At 65.9% G+C, this 24,740-nt stretch carries 28 protein-coding genes; 14 read left to right on the forward strand and 14 right to left on the reverse strand.

What is annotated here, in order from left to right:
• From ACFU4Z_RS31975 to ACFU4Z_RS31985, 3 genes are all read left to right on the forward strand, one after another.
• The coding region (locus tag ACFU4Z_RS31975; protein WP_379070624.1) for an MspA family porin at window positions 1–673 on the forward strand (673 nt) is incomplete at its 5' end.
• A complete protein-coding gene (locus tag ACFU4Z_RS31980; protein WP_379070627.1) occupies window positions 664–993 on the forward strand; it encodes a hypothetical protein in 330 nt (109 codons plus the stop codon). The genes ACFU4Z_RS31975 and ACFU4Z_RS31980, both read left to right, overlap by 10 nt.
• Window positions 994–1,118: 125 nt before the next feature.
• Complete coding sequence (locus ACFU4Z_RS31985) at window positions 1,119–2,477, forward strand: DUF2252 domain-containing protein (RefSeq protein ID WP_379070630.1); 1,359 nt, start codon at window positions 1,119–1,121, stop codon at window positions 2,475–2,477.
• A gap of 5 nt (window positions 2,478–2,482) precedes the next feature.
• Here the strand turns inward: ACFU4Z_RS31985 and ACFU4Z_RS31990 are convergent, their stop codons facing one another.
• The 4 genes from ACFU4Z_RS31990 to ACFU4Z_RS32005 all read right to left on the reverse strand — a co-directional run bounded on the left by ACFU4Z_RS31990 (window position 2,483) and on the right by ACFU4Z_RS32005 (window position 7,344).
• Complete coding sequence (locus ACFU4Z_RS31990; RefSeq protein WP_379070632.1) at window positions 2,483–3,163, reverse strand: TetR/AcrR family transcriptional regulator; 681 nt, start codon at window positions 3,161–3,163, stop codon at window positions 2,483–2,485.
• Entirely contained in the window at window positions 3,160–5,415 is a 2,256-nt protein-coding gene (locus ACFU4Z_RS31995; protein WP_379070635.1) for an MMPL family transporter, read from the reverse strand. The genes ACFU4Z_RS31990 and ACFU4Z_RS31995 overlap by 4 nt, the downstream gene beginning before the upstream one ends.
• Before the next feature lie 150 nt (window positions 5,416–5,565).
• Window positions 5,566–6,594 carry a hypothetical protein gene (locus ACFU4Z_RS32000; RefSeq protein ID WP_379070638.1) on the reverse strand — a complete coding sequence of 343 codons (1,029 nt, stop codon included), beginning with the start codon at window positions 6,592–6,594 and terminating at the stop codon, window positions 5,566–5,568.
• Between the two features lie 207 nt (window positions 6,595–6,801).
• Window positions 6,802–7,344, reverse strand: a complete 543-nt coding sequence (locus tag ACFU4Z_RS32005) for a nuclear transport factor 2 family protein (protein ID WP_379070641.1) — start codon at window positions 7,342–7,344, stop codon at window positions 6,802–6,804.
• Between the two features lie 79 nt (window positions 7,345–7,423).
• Here ACFU4Z_RS32005 and ACFU4Z_RS32010 point away from each other — a divergent pair, with 79 nt between their 5' ends.
• Window positions 7,424–9,106: an AMP-binding protein gene (locus ACFU4Z_RS32010; protein ID WP_379070644.1), complete on the forward strand. Its 1,683-nt coding sequence runs from the start codon at window positions 7,424–7,426 to the stop codon at window positions 9,104–9,106.
• 21 nt (window positions 9,107–9,127) lie between these two features.
• Here the strand turns inward: ACFU4Z_RS32010 and ACFU4Z_RS32015 are convergent, their stop codons facing one another.
• A complete protein-coding gene (locus ACFU4Z_RS32015; protein WP_379070646.1) occupies window positions 9,128–9,328 on the reverse strand; it encodes a hypothetical protein in 201 nt (66 codons plus the stop codon).
• On the opposite strand from ACFU4Z_RS32015, the gene ACFU4Z_RS32020 reads away from it, so the two are divergent.
• Window positions 9,327–9,626: a carotenoid oxygenase family protein gene (locus ACFU4Z_RS32020; protein WP_379070648.1), complete on the forward strand. Its 300-nt coding sequence runs from the start codon at window positions 9,327–9,329 to the stop codon at window positions 9,624–9,626. The two genes, ACFU4Z_RS32015 and ACFU4Z_RS32020, sit on opposite strands and share 2 nt — an antisense overlap.
• Window positions 9,627–9,633: 7 nt before the next feature.
• On the opposite strand, the gene ACFU4Z_RS32025 is transcribed toward ACFU4Z_RS32020, so the two are convergent.
• A complete protein-coding gene (locus ACFU4Z_RS32025) occupies window positions 9,634–10,257 on the reverse strand; it encodes a LysE/ArgO family amino acid transporter (RefSeq protein ID WP_379070651.1) in 624 nt (207 codons plus the stop codon).
• 71 nt (window positions 10,258–10,328) lie between these two features.
• Here ACFU4Z_RS32025 and ACFU4Z_RS32030 point away from each other — a divergent pair, with 71 nt between their 5' ends.
• Window positions 10,329–11,225 carry a LysR family transcriptional regulator ArgP gene (locus ACFU4Z_RS32030; RefSeq protein ID WP_379070653.1) on the forward strand — a complete coding sequence of 299 codons (897 nt, stop codon included), beginning with the start codon at window positions 10,329–10,331 and terminating at the stop codon, window positions 11,223–11,225.
• Between the two features lie 26 nt (window positions 11,226–11,251).
• Here the strand turns inward: ACFU4Z_RS32030 and ACFU4Z_RS32035 are convergent, their stop codons facing one another.
• From ACFU4Z_RS32035 to ACFU4Z_RS32045, 3 genes are read right to left on the reverse strand one after another with little or no spacing between them, the layout of a single operon-like run.
• Window positions 11,252–12,061 carry an N-acetylmuramoyl-L-alanine amidase gene (locus tag ACFU4Z_RS32035; RefSeq protein ID WP_379070656.1) on the reverse strand — a complete coding sequence of 270 codons (810 nt, stop codon included), beginning with the start codon at window positions 12,059–12,061 and terminating at the stop codon, window positions 11,252–11,254.
• 39 nt (window positions 12,062–12,100) lie between these two features.
• Entirely contained in the window at window positions 12,101–12,307 is a 207-nt protein-coding gene (locus tag ACFU4Z_RS32040) for a DUF397 domain-containing protein (protein WP_379070659.1), read from the reverse strand.
• Window positions 12,304–13,194 carry a helix-turn-helix domain-containing protein gene (locus ACFU4Z_RS32045; protein WP_379070662.1) on the reverse strand — a complete coding sequence of 297 codons (891 nt, stop codon included), beginning with the start codon at window positions 13,192–13,194 and terminating at the stop codon, window positions 12,304–12,306. The genes ACFU4Z_RS32040 and ACFU4Z_RS32045 overlap by 4 nt, the downstream gene beginning before the upstream one ends.
• A 1,015-nt stretch (window positions 13,195–14,209) precedes the next feature.
• On the opposite strand from ACFU4Z_RS32045, the gene ACFU4Z_RS32050 reads away from it, so the two are divergent.
• Together ACFU4Z_RS32050 and ACFU4Z_RS32055 are read left to right on the forward strand one after the other, a co-directional pair.
• Window positions 14,210–14,455, forward strand: coding sequence for a hypothetical protein (locus ACFU4Z_RS32050; RefSeq protein WP_379070664.1), 246 nt, complete (start codon window positions 14,210–14,212; stop codon window positions 14,453–14,455).
• Between the two features lie 683 nt (window positions 14,456–15,138).
• On the forward strand, window positions 15,139–15,369 hold the full coding sequence (locus tag ACFU4Z_RS32055; protein ID WP_379070667.1) for a DUF6400 family protein: 231 nt from the start codon (window positions 15,139–15,141) through the stop codon (window positions 15,367–15,369).
• A 496-nt stretch (window positions 15,370–15,865) separates the two neighbouring features.
• On the opposite strand, the gene ACFU4Z_RS32060 is transcribed toward ACFU4Z_RS32055, so the two are convergent.
• Window positions 15,866–16,285 carry a hypothetical protein gene (locus ACFU4Z_RS32060; RefSeq protein WP_379070670.1) on the reverse strand — a complete coding sequence of 140 codons (420 nt, stop codon included), beginning with the start codon at window positions 16,283–16,285 and terminating at the stop codon, window positions 15,866–15,868.
• A 191-nt stretch (window positions 16,286–16,476) separates the two neighbouring features.
• Between ACFU4Z_RS32060 and ACFU4Z_RS32065 the strand changes: the two genes are divergently transcribed.
• Both ACFU4Z_RS32065 and ACFU4Z_RS32070 read left to right on the forward strand, forming a co-directional pair.
• Window positions 16,477–17,697: an MFS transporter gene (locus ACFU4Z_RS32065; protein WP_379070673.1), complete on the forward strand. Its 1,221-nt coding sequence runs from the start codon at window positions 16,477–16,479 to the stop codon at window positions 17,695–17,697.
• 314 nt (window positions 17,698–18,011) lie between these two features.
• The gene (locus tag ACFU4Z_RS32070) at window positions 18,012–18,638 is read left to right on the forward strand and encodes a hypothetical protein (RefSeq protein ID WP_379070676.1); all 627 of its coding nucleotides are present in this window, start codon (window positions 18,012–18,014) and stop codon (window positions 18,636–18,638) included.
• A gap of 69 nt (window positions 18,639–18,707) precedes the next feature.
• Here the strand turns inward: ACFU4Z_RS32070 and ACFU4Z_RS32075 are convergent, their stop codons facing one another.
• Entirely contained in the window at window positions 18,708–19,631 is a 924-nt protein-coding gene (locus ACFU4Z_RS32075) for an esterase/lipase family protein (protein WP_379070678.1), read from the reverse strand.
• A gap of 208 nt (window positions 19,632–19,839) precedes the next feature.
• Window positions 19,840–20,133: a DUF6301 family protein gene (locus ACFU4Z_RS32080; protein WP_379070680.1), complete on the reverse strand. Its 294-nt coding sequence runs from the start codon at window positions 20,131–20,133 to the stop codon at window positions 19,840–19,842.
• A gap of 38 nt (window positions 20,134–20,171) precedes the next feature.
• On the opposite strand from ACFU4Z_RS32080, the gene ACFU4Z_RS32085 reads away from it, so the two are divergent.
• Complete coding sequence (locus tag ACFU4Z_RS32085) at window positions 20,172–20,801, forward strand: glyoxalase (RefSeq protein ID WP_379070683.1); 630 nt, start codon at window positions 20,172–20,174, stop codon at window positions 20,799–20,801.
• Window positions 20,802–20,913: 112 nt separating this feature from the next.
• Complete coding sequence (locus ACFU4Z_RS32090; protein WP_379070685.1) at window positions 20,914–21,348, forward strand: YdeI/OmpD-associated family protein; 435 nt, start codon at window positions 20,914–20,916, stop codon at window positions 21,346–21,348.
• A 182-nt stretch (window positions 21,349–21,530) separates the two neighbouring features.
• On the opposite strand, the gene arfB is transcribed toward ACFU4Z_RS32090, so the two are convergent.
• Window positions 21,531–21,959 (reverse strand): alternative ribosome rescue aminoacyl-tRNA hydrolase ArfB, encoded by a 429-nt coding sequence (gene arfB / locus ACFU4Z_RS32095; protein ID WP_379070688.1) that lies wholly within the window; start codon window positions 21,957–21,959, stop codon window positions 21,531–21,533.
• 437 nt (window positions 21,960–22,396) lie between these two features.
• A complete protein-coding gene (locus ACFU4Z_RS32100) occupies window positions 22,397–23,038 on the reverse strand; it encodes a TetR/AcrR family transcriptional regulator (protein ID WP_379070691.1) in 642 nt (213 codons plus the stop codon).
• 82 nt (window positions 23,039–23,120) lie between these two features.
• Here ACFU4Z_RS32100 and ACFU4Z_RS32105 point away from each other — a divergent pair, with 82 nt between their 5' ends.
• Window positions 23,121–24,092, forward strand: a complete 972-nt coding sequence (locus ACFU4Z_RS32105; RefSeq protein ID WP_379070694.1) for a zinc-binding dehydrogenase — start codon at window positions 23,121–23,123, stop codon at window positions 24,090–24,092.
• Window positions 24,093–24,348: 256 nt separating this feature from the next.
• Window positions 24,349–24,732, forward strand: a complete 384-nt coding sequence (locus ACFU4Z_RS32110) for a DoxX family protein (RefSeq protein ID WP_379070697.1) — start codon at window positions 24,349–24,351, stop codon at window positions 24,730–24,732.
• Window positions 24,733–24,740: the final 8 nt, after the last annotated feature.

Consider the following 24,740-nt stretch of genomic DNA (forward strand, 5'->3'; position numbering starts at 1 on the left):
CTATCGCGCCGGCCGGGTAATTGTTTTTTGTTTTTTTTTGTTGGTCTCGACCTTTGCGTGGTTGCGGGTGGGGGGGGGGGGGGATTTGGGATTGCCGGCCCCCCCCGCCACCGCCGATCAACTAGCAGACAAATCTCGCTCCATCAGCACCGAAGACGGCTGGGATCTGCAGGTCAGCAAGACCGCGGAAGACGTTCAACACGTCCCCAATCTGGCAGCGACGCCGTTTACCCGTGAGGGGTTCGTCAGCTTGTCGGCAGCCGCCGACATCAGCGGCGAAGGCCGGGCCGCGGTGAATTCGGGGACGGTACAGCTGGGATACCAGATCGGGTGCCAGGCGGATGTGACCAATGGCCTGTCTATGGGACTCTCGGCCGCGATCGGCCCGAACGCGATGGTGACCATCGTCCCGACACCCGGCCTCGCGGTCGGCGGCAGCGCGCTCGTCCTGCCGAATATCTCGGCGACGATCAAGCCGGGCACCATCAGCAGCATCACCCTCGGCACGAAAACACTTGCCGGAGCGCATGGTTCGATCTCAGTCGATCAGGTGCAGATCAAGATCGATGCGTGTGCCGGTGCGGTCAGCCTGCGCTCGTTCGCGATTGTCTCGATATCCACGGCGACGGCGGATAATTCGGTCGCGGTCTACGGTGACCCGATATGGCTGTGATTCGAATCAGCGGGTGGCGCTCGTGGATCGTGCCCGCGGGGGCATCGGTCACGCTCGTCTTCGCGGCGGCAACCGCCGCCGCCGAGCCGATCGTTCCGGCCGGTCCGGCGGCGTGCGGCGAAAGCCAGACCGCCGCATGCGAAAACGCCGGTCCGCCGCCGGCGCGCGGCCCAGCGCCGCAGCCGCCGCCGTTGCCGCTTCACATTCTCGCGCCCCCGCCCGCGCGGGCCGCGCCGAGCTCGAATACACCGGCCGGTGCCCTGGTTCCCCCCGCACCGGGTCCCGGTGGCAGCACACCGATCGTCCCTGCCCAGCAGTGAACAGGCTCTGACACACGTCACGCTGCGCCGTGCGTGTCCGGCGGTCCGGGCACGCACGGGGCTGCGACGCGCCTGCTGATCGCCGGATGGTTGTCGTAGCCGGACCGGCGGGCAAGACTGAGGGGATGGCGGACCACACCATCGCGATGACCGCGCAGGCCGCTGCGGACATGGGCCGTGCGACCCGGCAACGGATCCCCCGTTCCGCGCTCGGCAGCTGGGCGTCCGGCCCGGACCGCGCCGACCCGATTTCGGTGCTCGAGCGGCAGGCCGCGACCCGAGTGCCAGAACTCGTCCCCATCCGCTACGCCCGGATGGCCGCGGCGCGGTTTCCATTCCTGCGCGGCGCGCCCGCGATCATGGCCGCCGACCTTGCCGGTTCGCCGAACACCGGGCTGACCGTGCAACTTTGCGGTGACGCGCACCTATCCAATTTCGGGCTGTACGCCTCGCCGGAACGCTCGCTCGTGTTCGACCTCAACGACTTCGACGAAACCCTGCCCGGTCCCTTCGAGTGGGACGTCAAACGGCTCGTCGCGAGCATCGCGGTGGCTGTGCGCGACAATGGCGGCGACGACGCGGACGCGCGCCGGTCGGCCGAGGCCGCCGCCCGCTCCTATCGCGAGTCCATGAATCGCCTGTCCGGTCTCGACGAGCTGAGCGTCTGGTACGAGCAGGTCGACGCCGAGCAGGTGGCGGCGCTGGTGACCAAACCCAAGCACCGTAAAGGCGTCGAGAAGGCGCTCAGCCAGGCCAAGTCCAATACCAGCCTGCAGGCACTCGGCAAACTGACCGAGGCCGGCCCCGACGGCATGCCGCGTATCCGAAGCCGCCCACCGCTGCTCACCCCGATCGAGCAGGTGGACGCGCTCGCGCTCGAGCAGGTGCTGGCCGACTACAGCCGGACGCTCGCCGAAGAACGCCGGGTGCTGCTGAAGCGGCACCGCGTGCTGGACATCGCACGCAAAGTGGTCGGGGTGGGCAGCGTCGGCACGCGCTGCTTCATCGTGCTGATGGCCGGCCACCAAACCGGCAATCCGTTGTTCCTTCAGGTGAAGGAGGCCCAGGCGTCGGTGCTCGCACCGCACACCACCCGCAGCAAGTTCCGCCATCATGGACACCGAGTCGTCAACGGACAGCGGCTGATCCAGGCTGCGAGCGATATCTTCCTCGGCTGGGCCACCGGAACCGACGAGCGCCACTATTACCTGCGGCAGCTACGGGATATGAAGGGCTCCGCGGTGATCGAGGACATGTCCCGCACGGCATTGCGCCAGTACTCGGCATTGTGCGGGCTCACCCTGGCCCGCGCCCACGCCCGTTCCGGCGAGCGCATCGCCATCGCCGCCTATCTCGGCACCGCGGACGCCTTCGACCGTGCCATGGGCGAGTTCGCCCTCGCCTACGCCGACCAGACGATCGCCGATCATCGAGCCCTCGTTGCGGCGATCGCGTCGGGGCGGGTGCCCGCCGCCGTCGACTGACCGGCTCAGCGGTGCTGGCGCTGTTCGATCACCCACTGGGAGAGGTCTTCCGCTGTCGCGTCGTCGCCGAGCACGTTGTCGATCACGACGCGACCGACGCAGGCCGCGCGCATCACTCGATCCGCGACGGCTTCCAGATCACCCCACGGCAGATACGGTTTGGCGATCAGCAACGAGGCGATGCCGTGCGCGCTCGCCCACAGTTCCAGCACCACGGGGACGGGGTCGGCCGGTTCGAACAATCCGGCGGCCATGCACTCGCTGACCGCGGCGGCGAAATGTGTGAACGCGCCGCTGCCGAGCACCAGATCGACCGCACCCGCGGTCTGACCAGGGGTCGTGGCCAGCCGGTATTGCTCGGGGTGCTCGATGGCGAACCGGACGTAGGCCATGCCCTGCTGACGCAGACGTTCCATCGGCGAGGCCGCGGGGTCGCCCACGGCGCGCATCACCGCCTCCAGGTCCTCGAAGACCTGCGCGACCACCGCCTCGATGAGCTGATCCTTGTCCGCGAAATGCCGGTAGATCGAGGGCGCGCTGACACCGACCATTTTGCTGATTTCGCGGATCGACACGGCTTCGACGCTGCCGGTGCGGGCCAGCAATTCCTTGGCGGCGCTGAGGATTTCGGCACGCAGCTGCTGTCCGGAGCCGCGGGCGGACCGTTGTCTGCGCGCAAAGGTCATCGGCGACCGGCCAGTGTGTGCTCGTCGGACGCGGGGACGACGGGCTCTTCGCTCAACCCGATCTTGGCGTGCAGCCGGGCCAACGGAGCAGGCGCCCACCAGTTCGCGGTGCCCATCAGCCGCATCAGCGCGGGCGCGAGCAGACCGCGGATCAGTGTCGCGTCCGCGAGCACCGTCAAAGTCAGCCCCAGGCCCATCATTTGGATGAACGATACCTTCGAGGTGACCATGGCGGCCATGATGATCGCCATCAACAGCGCGGCGGCGGTGAAGATTCGGCCGGTGCGCGCGACGCCGATCGCGACCGAGCGCACGTTGTCGGCGGCGGTGCGCCCCGAGGCGAGCCATTCCTCGCGGATGCGCGATAGCAGGAACACCTCGTAGTCCATGGACATACCGAAGGCGAGACAGAACATCAGGATCGGCATGGTCGGCACCAGATACCCCGTCGCGGAACTGCCGAGCAGGCTCGACAGGTGCCCGTCCTGGAAGATCCAGACCATCGCGCCGAAGGCCGCCGTCAGCGAGAGCGTATTGAGGGCAAGCGCTTTCAGCGGCAGCAGCACGCTTCCGGTGAACAGGAACAGGACGACGAAGGTGGCGAGCACGATCAACGCGCCGGCCAGCGGGAGCCGAGCGCCCAGTGCGTCGAGCGCGTCGACGTTGGTCGCCGCAGCGCCGCCGAAGAGCGCGGGCACCGGACTCGGCACCGCGCGCAGCTGCGCCAGCTGGGTCTTGCCCGCCGCGGTGAACGGATCGACCGTCGTTGCCACAGTGAGGAATGCGCCGGTGTTGTTCGACATCGTCGGCGGGCCCGCCGACACCTTCATGCCGCCCGAGTACAGGCCGACACCGGAGAGCACACCGGCCACGCCCTGCACCTTCGACAGTCCGGCGGCGTAGTCGCCGAGCGCGGCGGGGCCGCCCTGATAGCCGTCCAGCACGATGGTGGTGTTCGCGGCCACATCGGCGGCGAAGTCGTTGCGCAGCGCGTCACCGACCTCGCGGCTGGTCGCGGCGGCGTTGGCATTGAGCACCCGGTCATCCGGGTAGCCGAATTTCACCGAAAGGAAGGGGGACCCGACAGCGAGCAGCAGCACGATGATCGCGATGGCGACCGGTGCGGCATGGCGCATCACCCGGCTCACCGTCCGATACCAGAACGTCTCCTCCAGCGGGACATCGGTGCGCGGGGCTCGACCGAGCAGGCGTCCCAACGGCTTTCGGACATCGGCCGCGTTCACCCGCTCGCCGAGCAGCATCAGGACGGCGGGCAGGATCAGGATGGAGGCCGCCGCGGCCGCTATGACGACCGCGACGCCCGCGTAGGCAAAGGATTTCAGGAAGTACAGATTGAACACACCCAGCGCCGCCACCGACAGCGCGACGGTCAGCGCCGAGTAGAGCACCGTGCGCCCCGCGGTCTGCACCGCGCGGACCACGGCCGCTTCCACCGCGAGGCCGTTGGCCAGTTCCTCGCGATAACGGCTCACGATGAACAGGCTGTAATCGATGGCGAGAGCGAGGCCGAGTGCGGTCGTCAAGTTCAGCGCGAAGATCGACACATCGGTGAATACCGTTAGCGTGCGCAGGATCGCCAGCGTGGTGAGGATCGCGAAGATGCCGACGGCCAACGGTAGCAACGCGGCGACCAGGCTGCCGAACACGAGCACCAGCACGATGAACGACAGCGGGATCGCGACCCCCTCGGCGACCGCGAGATCGTGAGTGATCTGTGCGTTCACATCGTGGTAGACGGAGCTGAGGCCGCCTTGATCGACGGTGACTCCGTCGGCGGTCCCGGTGAGCTGCTCGGCGATATCGCCCGCCACCTCTTGGGCCGCGGTCTCGTCGCCGGTGATGTACCCGAGCACCAGCGCGCTCTTGCTGTCCTTGCTGCGCAGCGCGGCGGCGAGCGGTTGCGGCGCGTTCCAGTAGGACTGGACGCCGATCACGTCACCACGGGCCCGCAGGGAGTCGACCAGCCGGGCGCCCGTGGCCCGGGCAGCCGGGCTGTCGGCGCCCGCTTCGGCACTGACCAGCAGGATGACGTTGGGTTGTGCGCCGCCGAAATTATCGGCGATCAGCTGTGACACCCGCGTCGATTCGGCGTCGTCGGAGGTGAAGCCGCCCGTCTTCATGTGCGAGGTCACCGAGGCGCCGAACACCCCGCAGAGCACCGCGAGCAGTGCGGCGGCCAGCAATATGGTGCGCGGGTGCCTGGTGGCCGCGTGCGCGATCCGAACGAGCATGAGCAACTCCCCTTGTTCGATTGCCCGTAGGTTGAACAGGGTTAGCGTAACGCCGTTAACACAGAACGAACAGAGCCCGCTGGCAGCTGCTCGGTGACGCCGGTCTCACTCGGTCCGATATGCCGGAATCGCCGACGCGCCATCGACCTGCTACCCGGGCACCACACCTGCCGGCGTATCCGCACCAACCGGCCGGATCAGACAGGTCAGAAAGCGTGGCAGGCCGTGCGGCAGCCGAATGCAGTAGAGCTCGACGCGCAGCCAGTCACGATCCACGGTCAGCAATCGCACCACTACGCGCGCGTATTCGATGCGGTACGCGGCCAGCTCGGCCATGGCGGCGAGATAGCACCCCTTATCGTCAGGATGGATGAGATGCGTTGTGGCCAAATTGAATTCATCGCGATCAGCCGGATCCATGCCCTTGGAGGCGGGGTGGTGCCGCCAGGCAATTCCGGCCAGCGGCGGCGTCAGCCATTCGATGATCTGCATGCTCTCGATATCGATCAACGCGGTGGTGCCGCCGAGCAGGCCGGCGGCCGCGTCATTGTGGTAGGTCGGCAGCACGACGCCCGCGGTCCGTTCCGCTTCCACCTGCAACAACAGCCCACACAGCGCATGCGGTCCGTAGTAGCGGAAGAAGCCGAACACGCGGGTGGTCCGATCCTCTTGGGCGGTCAGCACCCGCATCGGGCCCTGCCATTCGACGCCCGGCTGCGGGTCGAGCGCCGCGGTGATCAGGCGGTCCCGTTCCTCGCACTCGACGATCCGCGACAGGAACCACGCGCCGTGTAGCAACTCGTGACCGCCCGGAAGCACCGCGCCACCGAAACCGTGACTCATCAAGGTCCACTGCCTGCTGTCCCACACGAACACATCAATGCCCGGCGGGTCTGCCCGGTCCGCGGGCCGTGCGCCCGCCCACAGCTGCACGGCCATCGGCTTCCCGTCCGGACCTACCACCGGCACCGCCAGCACACCATGTAGCTCGCCGCGAATACGAACTTCGCGTGAGCACGGCTCGGTGGACTCGATCGCCTGCGCGAGAGCCGAGTTCGCCAAGACGGCGAGAGAACTGGGCCGGATCGCCCGAAGCAGCGACCGCTCGCGGGCCATGCCCTCCTCCGGCATGTACCGAATTCCCCGATCCGGCTCGGCGACGTCGATCAGATACCACATCCGGCCCACCTCTTCCCGTGCCCCCGTCGGGCTGCGTGAACTCTCCTAGCTACCGCACCGCCGTCTCGGCGGGATCAACGATGTCGAACGGGCAGGCTGTGCCGCCGGAGTGCGAGTCTAGTAGGACCGAGGGGCAGCCGGTCGCCGCTTTGCCGGCCACGCCCGATAGTTGCGCGGACCCCGAGTCCGGGAATCGGTGTGACCGGATCAGGACGGCAGGGTGCCCGTGGTCCAGACAGGTGCGGTTTCCACGCGTGAGAATCGCCAGCCTTCGGGCGTGCGGACGGCGTCGAATCGGTAGGCCCCTCCCGATGTGAACAGGGGTTCCGGGGCCAGCCTGCCGTCCACGGGGGATATCGGAACAATTGCGAGGACTGCGTTCGCCCGGACCGCCGCGCGGTCGCCCGCCAAGTCGATCTGCACGTTGCTGATGTAGTGCGGAGCTCGCCGTTGGTTCGAATGGGTCCGGCTGGCCAGCGCGATCACGGCGTCAAGTCCTTGCGCCTCGCCGCCAGGGGACTTGGCCTTCACGTCGGCGGTGTAGATCGTGTCGAACGTGTCGAATCGACCTTCGTCGAGGGCGGTTGCGAGACGGTCGACCAAGGCATGGATCTCCTGACGGTCCAGCAGTTCTCGCAGTTGTCGCCGGGTGGAGTCACCCTCGGTCGCGGTGGCGCCGGTCGAGCACGCGGCGGCCAGCAGCGCCAACGGCAAGGCAAGGATCGGGAATGTACGGCGGAGCTTGTTCATCGGACGGCCCTTTTCGATTATTGTTGGTCTCACCAATGTGGGTGACGCCAACGATAACAGTTGTGGGTGCCACCAACAAGTGCCGGGAGGTTTGGCCGACGCCGACGCGGTCAGCACCGAATTCTTCGGCCTCACCCGGCCCGAATCCACCCACGGCGGCACCGCTCGCGATCGGCTCGCCGCATCGAATCCGCATGGCAGACTGCGGTTTATGAACGATGTTCCGGCCGGTTCACCGATCCCCACCATCAGCTGTGGCGCGCGCACCAGGAAGCAGCCGGAATCGCATCGGCGGGCCGGGCGGCTCGCGGCAGCCCTCGCCGACGCAGACCTCGCGCGCGGCGACCGCGTTGCGGTCATGCTGCGCAACGACATCGAGTTCCTCGAGGTCTCGCTCGCCATCGCGACGTGCGGGGCGAATCCCGTGCCCGTCAACACGCGGTGGCAGGCCCGTGAGGTCGCGCATATCCTCGCCGACAGCGGAGCCCGTCTGATCATCGCGCACACCGAGTTCGTCGGCATCGTCGAAGACGCCATCGCCCTTGCGGGCGTCGACCCGATGGTCGTCGAGGTGGCCATGCCCGCCGAACTCCTCGCCGAAGCCGGGCTCGACCGAACGCAGCTCACCCACCGGCACGCCACCCTGGAGGACTGGATCCGGGACCATCCGGAACCGCTCGGCCATCTCGACGGCGCGATCGCGGATTCGATGGGACTCATCTACACCTCCGGCACCACCGGAACACCGAAAGGTGTACTCCGCGAACGCATGACACCACATCAACTACTGTCCATAGCGGGCGGCACCGCGCAGCGCATGGGTCTCACCCCCGGCGGCCGGATGCTGGTGGCGGGACCGATGTATCACACCAGTCCCAACGCGGTCGCCGTGCTCGCGCTGCGCATGGGCGCCGACATCACGATCATGCCCCGCTGGCACGCCGAGCGGTTCCTGCACCTGGTCGACGAACACCGCATCACGCAGGCCAAGGTGGTGCCTACCATGCTGTCCAGGCTGCTGTCGCTGCCCGCCGAGGTCCGCGACCGGTACGACGTTTCCAGCCTCACCCATCTCATCCACTCCGCCGCACCGTGCCCGCCCGCGGTGAAAAGGGCGGCGATCGACTGGTTCGGCGATGCCCTGATCGAGTTCTACGGCTGCACCGAGGCGGGCGCCATTACCTGGATCAGCGCCGCGGAATGGCTGGCACATCCCGGCAGCGTCGGGCGCGGTGTCGACGGGTCCGGTGTCGTGGTCGCCACCGACGACGGAACTCGGCTGCCCGCAGGCGAAATCGGGCAGGTGTTCGTGCGCGGCGCGGACTACTGGCCCGACTTCACCTACCTCAACCGAACCGATGCCCCGGCAAGTGCGGTGCCCGGTTATCTCACCGTCGGTGACACCGGCTACCTCGACGACGCGGGCTACCTCTACCTGACCGGGCGTTCCAGCGACATCATCATCTCCGGCGGTGTCAACATCTACCCGGCCGAAATCGAGGCCGCCATCATGGCCGACCCCGACGTAGAAGACGTTGCCGTCTTCGGCATTCCGCACACCGGTGACCTCGGCGAGGCCGTCGCCGCCCATGTCGTCGCCCGGCCCGGCGCGACCGTCACCGAAGAACGGGTGCGCGCCGGGTTGGCCGGACGGATCGCCGACTACAAAATCCCCGCCACGCTGCGCATCGTCACCACATTGCCGCGCGACGACTCCGGCAAGGTCTACAAGCGGCAGCTACAGCAGCTGTATCCGGCCTGAACGGGCCGAGCGCGACATCCGTTACTCCGGCGGCATCCGGAGCACAGCCACGCACAGCCGAGCGCATTCGGCGGCGGTCATGTCGACTCGGCCGCCGAGCCGGCCCTCGATGAGCTGATTCACCCCACCGGTGACGAACGGCGCCGCCCGGCGCAGCCCGTCCGGGTCGGCAGGCCCACCGAGCGCGTCGGGGGCGTGGCGCACGACGAGATCGGCGATCATGCCGAACGGCGCCACCACGCGCTGCGACTTCGGCATCAGCTCGGTCGGCGAACCGCTGTTCGTGCCCCGCTCCCCCGCTGCGCCCGAAGACGACGGCTGGCTGCTGTTCCTCAACCACGAGTTGGTCGAAAACCGTTCTCAGCTGGTGATTCTCGATGCCCGCGACCTCGAGCGCGGCCCATTGGCCACGGCATGGCTCGAGCACCAGGTGCCGTGGGGTTTCCACGGCACCTTCACCCACCGGATCGCCGAGCCGAAGTCTCCGATACCGGAGCCGGACGACCTACCCGGTCGGTAAGTCGTGATCAACCGGTGAGCACCAGACCAAGGGCCAGGCCGAACATCACCAGTGCGATAGCCGAATCCAGCATCCGCCAAGCGGCGGGACGGGCGAACAGCGGACCGAGCAGCCGGGCCCCGAAGCCGAGTCCGGTGAACCAGATAATGCTGCCGAGCATCGCGCCGACCCCGAGGAACCAGCGGTCCGGGGTGGCGTAGGTGCTGGCGAAGGAACCGAGCAGCACCACGGTGTCGAGGTACACATGCGGATTGAGCCAGGTCAGCGCCAGGCAGGTGGCGACGGTGGCGCCGAGGGCGACAGAGGCGCCGGTGGATGCCGCGGTGAGCGCGCCGTTCGACAGCGCCCTGCGCGCCGCGAGCACACCGTATCCGGCCAGGAAGACCGCTCCGCCGTAGCGCGCGATCTCGACGACCGCGGGGACGGAGGTCACGACTACCCCGAAGCCGCCGATACCCGCGGCGATCAGCACCACATCCGACACGGCGCACACGGTGACGACAGCCAGCACATGTTGGCCGCGCAGCCCCTGTCGCAGCACGAAAGCGTTCTGCGCGCCGATCGCCACGATGAGCGAGAGCCCGAAGCCAAGACCTGAGATAGCAGCCAGGGCTGCTGAGGAAGCCGTCACGTCCGCCGACGTTAGGCGGGTAACCGAGGCAAGACCAGCTAAAGATTTTCACGTACCTTTACGATTTCTTAATGGACCTCCAGCTCGACCAGCTCCGCGCCCTCAACGCGGCCGTCACCGAGGGCACCTTCGACGCCGCCGCGCGCAGCCTGCGGGTCACCCCCTCGGCGATCAGCCAGCGGATCAAGGCGCTGGAGGATGCGGCGGGTCGCATCCTGTTGCAGCGCACCAAGCCTGTACGCGCCACCGAATCCGGACTGGCGGTGCTGCGGCTGGCCCGGCAGATCGAACTGCTCGCCGGTGACACCGCCCGCGAATTGGGCGACACCGGCCAGGAGCCCACTATCGATCGTCCGATTCGTCTTCCGATCGCGGTCAACGCCGACTCGCTGGAGACCTGGGTGATGCCCGCGCTGAGCCGGGCGTCGTCCGGCGTGTGTTTCGAGATCCACCGCGAAGACGAGGAGCACACCACCCGGCTGCTGCGCGACGGGACGGTCATGGCGGCGATCACCGCCACCGCGGCGGCGGTGCAGGGCTGCAAGGTCGAGCGGCTCGGCGCGATGCGCTACCGGCCGATGGCCAACCCCGACTTCGCCCGAACCTGGTTCGGTGACGGGGCCACCGCCAAGACCTACGCGGCGGCGCCGGTCGTCCTCTTCGACCGTAAGGACGACCTGCAGGACCGGCACATGCGACGACGCAGCAGGCAGCCCATCGACCCGCCCCGCCACTACATCCCCTCCTCGACCGGCTTCGGCGACGCCGTTCGCATAGGGCTCGGCTGGGGCATGCTTCCTGACCTGCAAACCCGTGCGGATCAGGCCGCGGGCCGATTGGTGCCCATCGACGGCGACTCCTACATCGACGTCCCGCTCTATTGGCAGCAGTGGCGGCTCGAGTCCCCCGCGCTGAGCGGCATCGCCACCGCTATCGCCGCGGCCGCCGCCGACGCACTACTGCGATAAGGCTCGCACTCCACCCTTCATCGGCGTTACCCGAGATACGCGACGATCGCCGCCGCGATGGCATCGGCGAATTTCGCGCGCCCGTCGGGTGATTCGAGCACTGCCGCGTCACCGGGGTCGCGCATGTTTCCACACTCGACCAGCGCGACCGGGCGTTCCGAGAAGTTGAGTCCCGCCAGGTCCGCTCGGGGGTTCAGCCCATCGGAACCGACGTAGGTCGAGGTGACGAATCCGAAACCGACCATGGTGTCGCGCAACATCGTCGCCAGCCGAATCGATGGCTCGCCCTGGGCCGGATTCAGCGGCGGCGAGGAATACGCGACGTGGAAACCGTGCGCGCCTGCGGCCGCGCCGTCCGCGTGAATCGACACCACCGCCGCTGCCCCACTGTTGTTTCCGATGGCGGCGCGTTCACCGATGCACGGCCCGACACCGGCATCGTCGGGTCGCGTCATCACGACGCGGATACCGCGCGCGACGAGCGCGTCACGTACCAATGTCGCGACATCCCAATTGAACTCGTGCTCGGTATACCCGTCGTTCGCCGAGGTCCCCGTCGTATTACATGGTTTGGTCCTGCCCCGGCCATCAGGGACCTGCTGATTGATCACCCCGGGATGCGCGGCATTGCCGCCGTTGTGACCGGGATCCAGCACCACGACACGATCGTCGGCGATGGGGACTGCCGAGGCATCGGGCGAACCGGCGACCGACTCCGGCGCTGCGCTGGAAGCCCGCTTGCTCGGGCGCGAACTCGCCGTGTCGTGCGCGCATCCGACGAGCAGCACGCACCATGCGCTGATCCCCGCAGCTACCTTCCAGTATCGATGTCCCACGACGCCACAGTAGCTAGGGGCCGTTCTAGTCTCTGCGCGCTACGGGCGGTCGAACTCGCCGTCATGCACTCCTGCGGTGAAGGCGTCCCACTCGCTAGGCGTGAAGACCAGCGCCGGACCAGTCGGGTTCTTCGAGTCCCGGACGCCGACAAGTCCGCCATCCAGGTGCGCTACCTCCACGCAATCCTTCGTTGAACCGCTGCGGCTCGACTTGAACCACTCGGCCCCGGACATGTCGATGTTCACTCGGCATACTCCTTTGCAACAGCCAGGATCAGGCTCCTGGACTTGCCTCGATCCAACGCTACCCGGTCTATCTCTCGCAACGCACGGCGATAACGCTGCACCTCCGCTTCCCGTTCCAGGTACAGATCGCCGGCATACTCCTCCACGTAGACGATCGGAGGCTCTGCAAGCTTGGACTGCGGCAGCTCCGGGAACTCCAGGAGGCTGAAGGAGCCGACATACGACCCGAGGATGCTCCGTGCGCTGAATCGCACCACGCGCACTGAAACATTGGGCAGCTCAGACACTTTGACGAGGTGGTGCATCTGTCCAGTCATCACGGCAGACCCTCCCACCTCATCACGGAGAACCGACTCCGACAAGATCACATCGACCGTAAAGTGAGGATCTTCGAGACGTGTTTGCCGTCGCGTAGCCCACTCGATTCGCTTCTCGACCACATCGGACGGCACATCGGGTGATTCTGCCCAGGCAATCTCACGTCGATACTCAGGAGTCTGAAGCAGTCCAGGAAGGATCGTTACCTTCCAGGCAGTCAACCGGCACGCTGATTCTTCTAGAGCTAGATAGTGATCAAAGTCCGTCGCGATCTGATCCGCGTAGGCCCTCCACCAGCCCCCACCGCGCTCACGGGCGGCACGAACTTCTTGCACCAGACCCAGAAGGGTTTTCCGCTCTACGTCGGTGGCATCGAACGCATCACACAGGGCGTTAACCATCATGTTGGTTACGCGTGTGGACTGACCTTCCTCGATGCGGCCGATTGATTGCGGGGACGTCTCCCCCACCCGCGCCGCTTCGGCCTGGGTCATCTCCTTTGCCGTGCGGAGTCTGCGGAGTTCACGGCCAAGAGCCCGCCGCGCCAAGGTGCTTCCGGTAGCGCTCACGTCATTAGCCTCGCTGTCGAGTGACCCGTCCTTTGGAAGCCGTCAACTGGCAGCATCCGCCCGGCAGCATCCGCAGTAAAAGTACGGCATCTATCAAACGGATTCACGCGTTTGAGGATTCCAGTTTTGACGGCTTGGGTGTGTTCTGGGAGACGCGCCCTGAGAGATAGCTTTCTTCCCCCATCGGGAGAAGTCAGAGGCGAGCGCACCTAAGCCACAGTCGATGCACCGGAGGTCGGCAGATGCCGAACAACGAGCTTCCACAACGAGACCCGTTCATCGGTCCACCTTTCGCCTACGTGGGCGCAGAGGCCGACGTGGTCGATCGTTTCGCAACCGCGATGCGGAAGTGGGCAGGCCCGCCCACCGCAACCGAATCAACCTTGCGCTGGGCTGGCGAGTCCCCAGCGTCAGGCGCACACAACCCACTGTCGAACTGAGCAGAGGCCAATCCCGATGGACCACATACCGTTTGGTGACACCCCAATATCCCGCTGCGTCTTCTACAGGCGAGTATGCGATCTGCCCGCGACCATCGACCCACCGAGCCTCGGCCGCATCATCATGAAAGCCACCCACGTCGGAGGACTCACGATGCCCGCACCGCTGGGCCAATCGGTCAAACATGACATGAGTCGACGCGGAGCCGCTATCGGCCCGATCCTGTCGCATCCACGGTCCAACAGATGGACGTTCTTGATCCGACCCGACATACCCGACGATGTGCCGCTCTTCGCTGACCTGTTCCGCCACAACATATCTGTCATCCGCGACGGCGGAACAGTGGCATTGCCGTCACCCACCACGCAGTCCGGAGCCATCAGGCAATGGATCGAACCACCACACGACACCTTCCGCCCCTCCGGCCTCCTCGTCATCGAATCGGTCCGCGCGTGCGTGGGACCGCGCCGAGTGCGGGCGGTGTCACATGCCTGACAACGACAGCAGTCCAGCAATCGCCTGGCCTGATAGCACCCGCCTCGACAACAACGAGGACGTAAAACCAATGTGCGACATGACACCTCATCTGCCGCCCGGCGAGATCGCCCCACCCGTGCGGGCGCTACTCGCGGTCTTCCACGAGGACACCGCCCGCAAACTCGCGATCGCCCCCACCGACAGTCCACCCATCGTCCACCGATCGGACGGAACCTTGTGCACCGTCGACGAGAACGGCTGGCCCGAACTGTACGACGACCTCGACAAGCTCGAAGCGATCCCGATACGCCCCACCAGCGTCCGAGATACGGAAACACCATGAGCCCCAATAATTCCCCGATGCCAGACGAGGTGGATGTACATCTGAGCGTGTTCCTACACGGTGTGCGGCTGGACTTCGCCGCGTGCCCGACTGCGGCCTTGCGATTCATGGAAGACCACCGAGCACGCCACTACGTCGATGCGGTGCGCGTGATCCCCGGCGACGCTACGGGATTGGCACGACTGCCCAATGAGCGGTTATTTCTGGAACCCTTAGCAACGACACCGAGCGGTTCGGCTGAAACACCGGCCAGAGCCGCTGAGGAATGGCGACGATGAATCGCTGAGTGACACCGAGACCCTGAACGGTCCGGCAATGCCGATTATTCTGCGCTCGGCACCGGCCGCTGATGTAGTGCGGCCCGATTCGGATTCGATCGGTGCGGAGTGTTCGCGTCGGGGTAAATGGCATCGGAGTGGCCGGCAACAGCACCCAGACGCCAGCGACGTTGGCGAGTTCCGCTCTGTTGGCGGCGTGGCGATATAGCGTCGCCGGACCGATTTCAGCGGCGGACGTGTCGTGGCGACTATGTGGACGCGTTTACTCCGTTGTCCAGTCCGCGCACGGGCATCAAATGTGACGAAATCCAACCGAGGAATGTGATGCACGTCATTGCCCGAGAAGGCGTGGTTGGGCATCGTCATCAATTCGTTATCGAAAAGAACCTGGTTGGAGATGCCCATATGGCCGACCTCAATTTTGCCTACGACCTCACGCTGGACGAGGCACGACGGCGCAGCGCCGTCGTCGCGGCACTCGGTGACGACTGGGATCCGGTCGCGGTGCTTGCCGAGGAAGATCTGGCATACGACATGCTGTACTCGAATCTCGACGATGAGCAGCAGCGGATCTACGAGGAACTCGTCCGGGCCGGGATCCTGCCGGATCGGGCGACGCGCCATATTGCCGACTGATCTCACCGCCGAGCACGAACCATGACCAATGTTCAGTGTCCCGCCTCCGGCGAGTCCTGACCTAGCCGCTCCGGCTCTCGGCTGAGTTTCGTGTGCAGTGGATGCACAGTAATGCTGCGACCCGCGCGTTCGATCAGGGCAAACGTTGGCCAGCAGTTGATCTCGCGAATGCGCGCTCATGCCGAATACCGCTTGGTGTTGCACACCGGCCCCAGCCAGCCGCATCCCTGGGCAGTTGCAGCCAAGCCAAGCACCAAACACACTGCCCCATAGCCCAAAACGACGGACCACTCCTGACCGGGGCTATGCCATTTCCTTTGTTTTTTCGGCGATTACTACCTGAACCCCAAATCGATCGCTTTTCGGCGCTGCGAGCGAACCAGAAAGGTTTTCTCGAGGCCCGTATCGCTGAGGGCACAAGGCTCGCCCTCAGCGACCTGATGCAGCGGTATGCAAGAAGATCGCTGAGGGCGAATGGGTTTGGACGATCAGCTGTTCAGGAGAGCTTGTGCCAGTGGGTGACCTTCACCTCACGCGATTCGACACCGAACTTGCTGAACAGGGCACCGTGGTGGGAGTCCATGTAGATGCCCTTCTTCGCCTGGAAGAAGTCCTCGTCGTACCAGACGACACCGAATCGCAGCGTTCCGCCGCCGTGCAGGCTCGGCTCGAAAGTCACCATCTGCCAGTCGTAGGGGTCTCCCACGTTGTTCTTGATCTTCTCCGCCAGGCGTCGGTCCGATTCCTCCAGCTTGGCCAGGCACGTGGTTGCGTCGGCGTCGTTGTTCAGCGTGATCTCGACATGCGATTCGGCAATGGGTTCCCGACCGGCGCGGCGCTCCTCGGTTTCGCCTCCCAGCGACACAATCCGCCTGATGGACTCGACGCTCGGTGTGGTGACAGCTTGTGTGGTCATTGTGAATCCCTCCCTAGATGCCGCCAACCCCGAAAAGTGTTGGCACAACGATCTTTACAGCGTGCGCGCTAGTGAAGATAGGTTTCTGGCAGGGTCTGGCAGGGTTCTGGCAGAGCATTCTGAAAGCTCAGCTGGTCATCAGGCTGTACTACTAGGTAGCTGGAATGGGATTCGAATGGGGGAGTCGAACGATGATGCGGTTGGGTGTCCTGGCTGGTGCGCTCGCGGTATCCGCGGCGGGTAGCGCGGTAGCGCGGGTGGCGCTGATGTTGCTGTTGCAGGATCACTCTCCGCTGTCGGTCTCGGCGTTTCTCTTCGCGAGCCTGGCGCCTGGAGTGTTGCTCGCGCCTCTGCTCGCACCAGTGGTCGATAGGGTCGAATCCCGCAGATTGCTGACAATGACGTTGCTCGCGCAGGCGGCGGTGACCCTGGCGATGGCCGCGTCGGCGTCGTTGCCCATTGCAGTCATCATCGGGTTGGGGTTCGCGGGAAGTTGCCTTTCGATGCTCAACGCTCCAGCGATGATGCTGTTGGCCGAGCAGGCAGACGACAACAGCGGATCCAATCCGGCCCGGGTGTATTCGACCTTGGACGCCGCACGCATGACGGGTGTGCTGGTGGGTCCCGCGCTCGGTGGTGTCGCCGTCGGCCTATTGGGTTTTTCGGTGACGATGGTGCTCGATGCGGCCTCGACCTGTGTTCTGGTCGCGCTCATGGCGGCTCTGGGCCTGCGTCGCCATCCCCCGCAACAGTCTTCGCAACGCCCGAGTTGGTGGCGCCAGGTTGCCGAGGCCCCCACGCTGTTGGCATCGGACTCCGTCGTGCGCGCCGCGATGGCCTCGCTTGCTGCCGCGATCGTTTTCACCGCGATCTTCAGCGTCGCCGAAGTTTTCTATGTCCGCACCACGCTCGCTGCGTCCGCCGTGATGTACGGGCTTGTCACCACCGCATTCGTTGGAGGCCGGCTGGTGACATCGGCATGGCTGGCACCCCGAATACCGCCGTCACGCCAATCCCGCGTGCTGGTCTCGGCCGGCCTGGTGATGGGGATCGGACTGGCCGGAGCCGGACTGTCGCATTCCCTTGTCGGGGCAGCGATGGGATTCATGGCCGCCGGAGTGGCGAATTCGCTGCAGGTCTCAGCGATCAGCGTGCTGATCTCCACCCGGGTCACGCCAGAGGTCAAGGGTCGCGCCTTCGCGGCGATGGGTTCGCTCAACGGCGGTGCGACCATGCTCGGCACCTTGATCGGCGCACCGGCGGTTGCGGGGTTCGGAGCCGCGGGTGCTCTCATCATCGCCGGAGTCGGCACGGCCGCGGCAACCGCGCTTGCCGCACCGATCCTGCTCCGAGCAGGCCGGCGCCCGAAACTCACCGCAGATCAGGCCGCTGCCCAAGCTGAGCACCGATAGCCAATCATGAGTATCAGGGGTGTCGAGAAATCGTTCGGTTCTTGAACAGCCGCCCTCGGGAGGGGAACTGCCAGGCCAGCCGCGCGGAAGCGGTGTCGATAAAACATGTCGAAAGGTATGAAGCTGCGACCGTGGCATCCCGCACCAACGAACGTCCGGAAGTGCCGCGGTGAGGGCGATCGTGGTCGGGCCGACGTGGTCGTTCGAATCGGTACCCCTGCCTCGTCCAAGCCTGCCATCGGCGTCGACGTCCGGCCTGAGATCGCAGCAGGCCGGACATCGGCCAGAATCCAGGCGCGGCTCGAGGGTCGGTGGTGAACAACCGTCCGTGCGATGCTGCCGGTGTGGAGATCTGGGAGCACGACGGCAAGCTGTACGAGGTCAGCTCGTACTACTGCCTACCCGACGACGCCTGGACCTATGAGCTGCAAGGGATGACCGGCCCGCCCGGCACCGGGCCGCACCTCAATGTCAGCGTTCCGGGCGAGACTCCCGACGAGGGTCCGTTCGTCCCGAGATCTCAGCGCCGCGTTGTGGTCAGCTTCGGGCCGGGGTCGATCCCTTGGCTGGTCCTGTGTCGGTTCCGCGCCCATGTGCAGGCCTCCGGAGACATCGTCACGAAGAGTCCACCAGCTGAGGTGGTGGGCGATCTCCGGTGGTCCAACAACGCCTGGCGCTACGGGGACCAGCGATACGAGGTCAACACGTTCCACTTCAGCGATCGCGACGCATGGTGCTACGAACTCTGTGTTCCGGACCCGGATCCCCACGCCAACAACTACCTGGACGTGTTGGTCCCGGATGTCACGCCGAACGGCCCGTTCACTCCGGCAACGGTTGACCGGGTGGTGCTGACCCCGCACGGCGAGGTGAGCCTCTCTTGGCCCATGTTCACCCACTTCATGACGGCGCTGGAGTCGTCCGGCGACATCGTGACCTGACCGAACAGCGGGGCGGTTCGAAGTTGCTCAGTGGACCGGCGGACGTAACGGTTGGCGACGCCTTGCGTTCTATCCAGCCGCGCAGGGCACCGGGCGCGGGTGTCGTGGATCGAGGGCGTTGAGTAGGTAGGCGGCTGCGCGCGGATCGGCGACGATGGCCAGGTGATCGGCCACATCTTGCGAACAGCCTTCTTGCAGAAGGATATTCGTCACCCCGTCGCCGGGCAGCAGGCCCGAGGTGTAGGGCAGGACGACCTGGTCGTGGCTGGTGACGATATTCGTGTAGGTGATGCCGGGGACGTACATTCCGTCGGAATGCAGGTCGACCATGAGCGGTGAACCGGTCTGCGCTTCCTTCCCAGTGGGTTGGGCGGCCAATACCGCTTCAAGGGCCGGACCGACGCCCAGGGCAGCGGCGTACTCGCGGGCTGTGGCCAACTGATCGCCGAAGGTGCCCTGCCACACCGGAGCCAAGCTGACGTACTGGTCGATCCGAGACGCACCGCCGAATCGTTTCGCGTAATAGTTCGGCAGCAGCGTGCCTAAGGAATGGCCGACGATATCGACTTTCCGGGCGCCGGTCGCGGCCTGTACCCGTTCGATGAAGCTGCCGATGGTGCGCGCATTCTGCTCGGCGGTGCCGGTCATCCCGCCGAGCGCCGAAACCGGCCAGGGCAGGTCGAGAGCGCCGTAGGTCAACGCGTAAACGCAGTAGCCTTCGTTGATCAGCAGCGGAGTGATTGTGCCCCAATTGGTTTGCGCGCCTGCTCCGGCCCCGCCGTGCACCAGCACCACCGGATTCGGGTGTGCCGCACTGGGTTTACAGCCCCAGTTGTTGCTGCCCGGCATCGAGCCGCCGGGATTGGCCAGCTCGGCACGTATTCCGCTGAACGCGCTGTATTCCACCGGTAGTTCCGCCTGCGCGGGCCCGACGCCCATGCCTACCGCCACCGCGCCCGCGCACAGCAATGATCCGATTCGCCATCTCGGCATGATGAAGCCCCTCCCATTGGAACGTGTTCCAGTTCCGCCCTTCGAGGAGCGACTATAGCGTGGCATCAGCTGTCCTGGAGGGGTTTTCGGACAGTTGTGCCACGATATTGGCGCGGAGCGCGCGGTCAGCGGATGAGACCCGCTGCGGCTGAAGACTTCCGCACATGCCGAGTTGAGCGCGGTGTGCCGCTCCCTCATGGCGCGGCCGCTACATCGATAATTGATCCAGCCACTGCTGATACAACGGATTCTTGAAAACGAGATCGACTGCCCGGGTCAGGGGGCCCAGGCAGATGACCACTTCCGGCAGTTCCCAGGCCGTCTCGATGACGGGCTCGGTTGTCTGCCGCCTCGGCGAGCCGAGTTCAGCAGTGAGCCTGTCGCACAATGTTGAAACGGCATGGTTCATCGGGTCCGGGGCCGATGAACCTCGACGGTCGGGGCGGCGGGTTTGCCCGTACTCCCACAGTCTCAGCTCAGTGGTGTGTTCCGTGGTCGGCACGGATGTGACCGAGGCGGCCCGTGTCTAACGTTATGAGCATGGAAATCAACGCGAACATCAGCACCGACATCAACGTTCACCTCGAGGTGGCCGATCCCCAGGCCGCCGCCGCGATCTACGACGCCGCGTTCGGACTCGGTGACCGGCTCGGGTTCCGGGCTTCGCCGGCGCCGACGACCGGGTTCCGTGGATTCATCTTGTCACTGGTGGTGTCGCAGCCCTCCACCGTCGACAGCCTCGTCGGCACCGCGGTCGACGCCGGGTTCACCGTCCTCAAGCCCGCGAAGAAGAGCCTGTGGGGTTACAGCGCGGTGGTGCAGGCGCCGGAGGGCACGATCTGGAAGATCGCCACCTCGAAGAAGAAGGACGTGGGCCCGTTCACCCGCGAAATCGACGACCTGGTGTTGCTGATGGGCGTGACGGATGTGAAGGCCAGCAAGCAGTTCTATGTCGATCGCGGCTTGACGGCATCGAAGAGCTTCGGCGGCAAATACGCCGAGTTCGCGAACTCGGGCTCGCCGGTCACCCTGGCGTTGTACCCACGCAAGGCCGCCGCCAAGGAGGCGGGGGTCTCCCAGGAAGGCAGCGGATCGCACCGCATCGTCATGGACAGCGGCATCGGCTCGTTCACCGATCCGGACGGGTTCGCGTGGGTGACAACGGCCTGAGCTGGACGATCAGGCTCCGTCACCTGCGGCGAGGGTCAGACTTCGGTGTACTGATGGGTCCAGTGGGCGGGCCGGATCCGCGGTGAGCCGGCAGAACAACAGGAGAAAGATCATGAAGTTTTGGACCCACGTCGAGCCACCCGAGCCCATGCGGGGCCTGGAAGTTCCGCCGGAGGTGGTGGCAGCGCTCGGCGAGGGCGCGCGGCCGCCAGTGACGATCACGATCAACGGGCATTCCTGGAAGAGCCGGGTCGCCCTCATGCGCGGCCGCTACCTGCTCGGCCTCAGCAACGCCAACCGGCAGGCCGCGGGTGTCGCGATCGGCGACGAGGTCGAGGTCGAACTCGAGCTCGACACCCAGCCGCGCGTCGTCGTCGAGCCCCCGGACTTCGCCCGAGCCCTGGACGACGCCCCCGTCGCCCGCGCCGCCTACGACAACCTTTCCTATAGCCGCAAGCGCGAGCACGTGCACGCCATCGAGAGCGCGAAGAAGCCCGACACGCGCCGACGGCGCATCGATAAGGCCATCGCCACCCTGCTGGGCTGAAACCCGAGAAGCGAGACTCCGCCTGGCTATGAAATCGCCGCGCGGAGGGTTTTCATCACCAATGCTGGTGCGACACTGCTCTTCTCTACTCGAAGCACCGTCGGACCGTTCGCAGCTAAGAGTGCACGGGCCCCGTTCGACGATTGTGCCGCCGATACCCCAACCTGTGGCGCTGCCGTCGGCTAGTCGTCAGGGGAAGCGCGGCGGTTGCGTTTGGTGACGCCGCGCCGCTTCTTCGCGGCAATGCGACGTTCCTTTGCTCCGCGTGAGGGCTTGGTGGCGCGGCGAACGGGTGGCGGGGCGGCAGCGGCGTCACGCAGTAACGAGGCCAGGCGTTCGCGGGCGGCCGCGCGGTTCTGCAGCTGTGCGCGTTGCTCCGATGCGGCGATCGTGAGCACCCCGTCGACCAGGCGGGTGGCCAGGCGGTCGAGCATCCGGGTGCGCAGCCACTCCGGCACGGAGGGCGAGTTGGCGAGGTCGAACGACAGCTCTACCCGGCTGTCGGTGGTGTTGACGTGCTGTCCTCCCGGACCGGACGACCGTGAGAACCGCTCGCGTAACTCGGACGCGGGTATCACTAGAACCCGAGTCACGGTCAGGTCCTCTGCCATGATCCGACGCCGCTCTTTCCGATCCGCGAGTCGACTAGGCCACGTCGGTCTAGTTGCGACTGAATGGCGACCTTGTCGTTCACGATAGCGACGACCTTGTCGATGTGTGACAAGCAGGCCGTCCGCACATGCCGCGACCCGCGCGTTCGATCAGGGCACAAGTACCCCACTCGATCTCGCCTGAACCCCGGTCGGTCGCCCCTTCATGATCAAGCCAAGATCCGTACTCCGTGTCGAGATGCGCACCACTACAGGCACCCGGAATGGATACAGATCCCGAGAAGCAGTGCGGCTGTTGCCGTTACCGGCGCCGTTCTCGCCACCGCCTTGTTTGTCGACCGCTCACCGGAACCAAAAGAACGCCGTCGTCTGGCGGATCGCCGACGGACGCACGCACACGCCGACGACCGGACGTCGCCCCTCGGTCATCCTGTGATTCACCTGTCGGATTTGGTGTCGGGCATCGCGGGCATCAATCGGGGCGCCGGTGGCAGCGGTGCGGACGCCGGTGAGGTTTGGAACGCTTGGATCATGAGGGCGGCGAAGCGGCGGGAAGCCGCGATTCGTGCTGCCGGTGTGCTGGCGTGGATGCCATTGTTGGCCATGATCATGAGGATGAGGTCGTCGAGGCCGATGTCGGGGCGCAGTCGGCCGGTGTCCTTGGCGCGGCGGATCAGTTCGGCGGCGCCGGTGAGCGAGGCGGTGCGGATCGCGGTGAAGTCCATCGCGTGCGGGTAGGCGGACATGAAGGCCGCGGTGAAGCCATGGTCGCGTGCTTGCAGCTCACAGAGCTTCTCGATCGTGAGGCAGAAGCCGGACCAGGGATCGGGGTCGGCGAGCCCTTCGTCCACAAGGGTCCGGCAGGCGAGCATCTGGTCGGTGAACGCCTCGGCGATCAGCATCTCCTTGGTCGGGAAATGGCGGTAGAGGGTGGCGGGGCCGACCTCGGCGCGGCGGGCGATCTCCCGCATCGGCACATCCAGGCCGTCGGTGACGAACACTGCGCGCGCCTCGTCGAGGATGCGTTCGCGGTTGTCCCGGGCGTCGGAACGCAGGGTGTGAGGCAAACGAGTGGTCACCGCTCTCACTTTAGCTAAACGGACGGGGGTGTCCGTTACGGTCCGTTGGTCTGCCCCGATCGAACAGAACACGGAGAACCCAATGCATGCAGTCATGGTCCCAGCGTTCGGAGGTCCCGAGGTCCTCGCGCTGGTCGAGCTCCCCGACCCGAATCCGGCCGCCGGACAGGTGTTGATCACGACCGAGGCGATCGGCGTCGGCGGTGTTGACGCCCTGATTCGAAGTGGCGCGCTGGCCGCCTACGGAGCCATGCCCGGTCACATCCCCGGCCAAGAGGTCGCAGGCACCGTGACCGAGGTCGGCGAGGGTGTCGACACAGGGTGGATCGGTCAGCGCGTGTGGGCGTTCACCGGTGAGGGCGGCGGCTACACCGAGCGCGCCGTCGCCTCGGCCGAGGCGCTCGTCCCCCTCCCGGAGACCATATCGGCTGTCGACGCGGTGACACTCGGCAGCTCGGCAATGGTGGCCCACTTCGCTTTGCGCCATGCGCATTTCGCGCGCGGCGAGTCGGTGCTGGTGCGTGGCGCGGCCGGTGGCATCGGAGTCATGGCGGTCCAGCTCGCGGCTCGTGGCGGCGCCGGTGCGGTCGCGGTGACGACCTCATCGGCCGAGCGCGGTGAGCGCCTGCGCAAGCTCGGCGCGACCCACGTGCTCGACCGCGCCGGCCAGGGGGCGCAGGACGCTCTCGTCGGCTACGACGTCATCATCGACATCGTCGCCGGCGCGGATCTGCCGTCGTTCTTCGCCAGGCTCGAGCCGAACGGTCGCATGGTGGCCGCCGGCGTGATGGCAGGCATGCCACCGGCGGACTTCGGCGCGGCGATGATCGCGGCCTTCAGGAAGTCGATGTCATTCGCGACCTTCAGCGCCGACACCGTGCCCGCACCCGACCGACGCGCCGCGACCGCCGAACTGTTCGCCGCCGCCGCCCGCGGCGAGCTGGAAGCGGTTGTACACGAGACGCTTTCCCTGGAACAAGCTGTGCTGGCGCACCAGAAAATGGAAACCGGCGAGGTATTCGGCAGAATGGTGCTCACACCATCGGCGAGATAGGCGACACCGTCTCTCACCGCAATATCAACGCACGCACATGCCGCTGGGTGAGCGACTGGTGACCGAGACGCGCTGCGGCTCGAGACATCCCATAATGCCTGCGGGTTCAGGCGGTCATCGCAACGCTTGGTTGAGTGTGCGTCGCAGTTGATCACAATCCGCCATTTATGAGTGTTCAGTGACCTGCGTCACGCAATGTCACGGGGATCGGTCCGGGGGTGTCTTTAGGCCCGAACCTCAAAACAAGGAGAACCTCATGAACATCGCGCTGTGGATCGTCACCGGACTGCTGGCCGCCGTCGCGCTCGTCAGCGGCAACATCAAAGCGTTCACCCCGAAGGCCAAACTGGCTCAGGCGCCGGGCGGGCAGTGGACTGCTACCGCCAGCGCCGGGGTCATCAAAACCCTAGGAGCCCTGGAGGTTCTGGCCGCGATCGGATTGATCCTGCCTGCCGTGCTCGACATCGCGCCCATGCTGGTCCCTGTCACCGCCGTGTGCTGGTCGTTGCTGATGGTAGGCGCGATGATCGTCCACGTCCGAGACGGGGAATACAAGGTGATCACGGCGAATGTGGTCTATCTGGCGATGGCGGCCTTCGTGGTGTGGGGCCGGTTCGTGCTCGAACCGTTCGCTGGCTGACCCTGTGG

It is taken from the genome of Nocardia sp. NPDC057440, assembly GCF_042802915.1.
In the GTDB taxonomy this organism is placed as follows: Bacteria; Actinomycetota; Actinomycetes; order Mycobacteriales; family Mycobacteriaceae; genus Nocardia.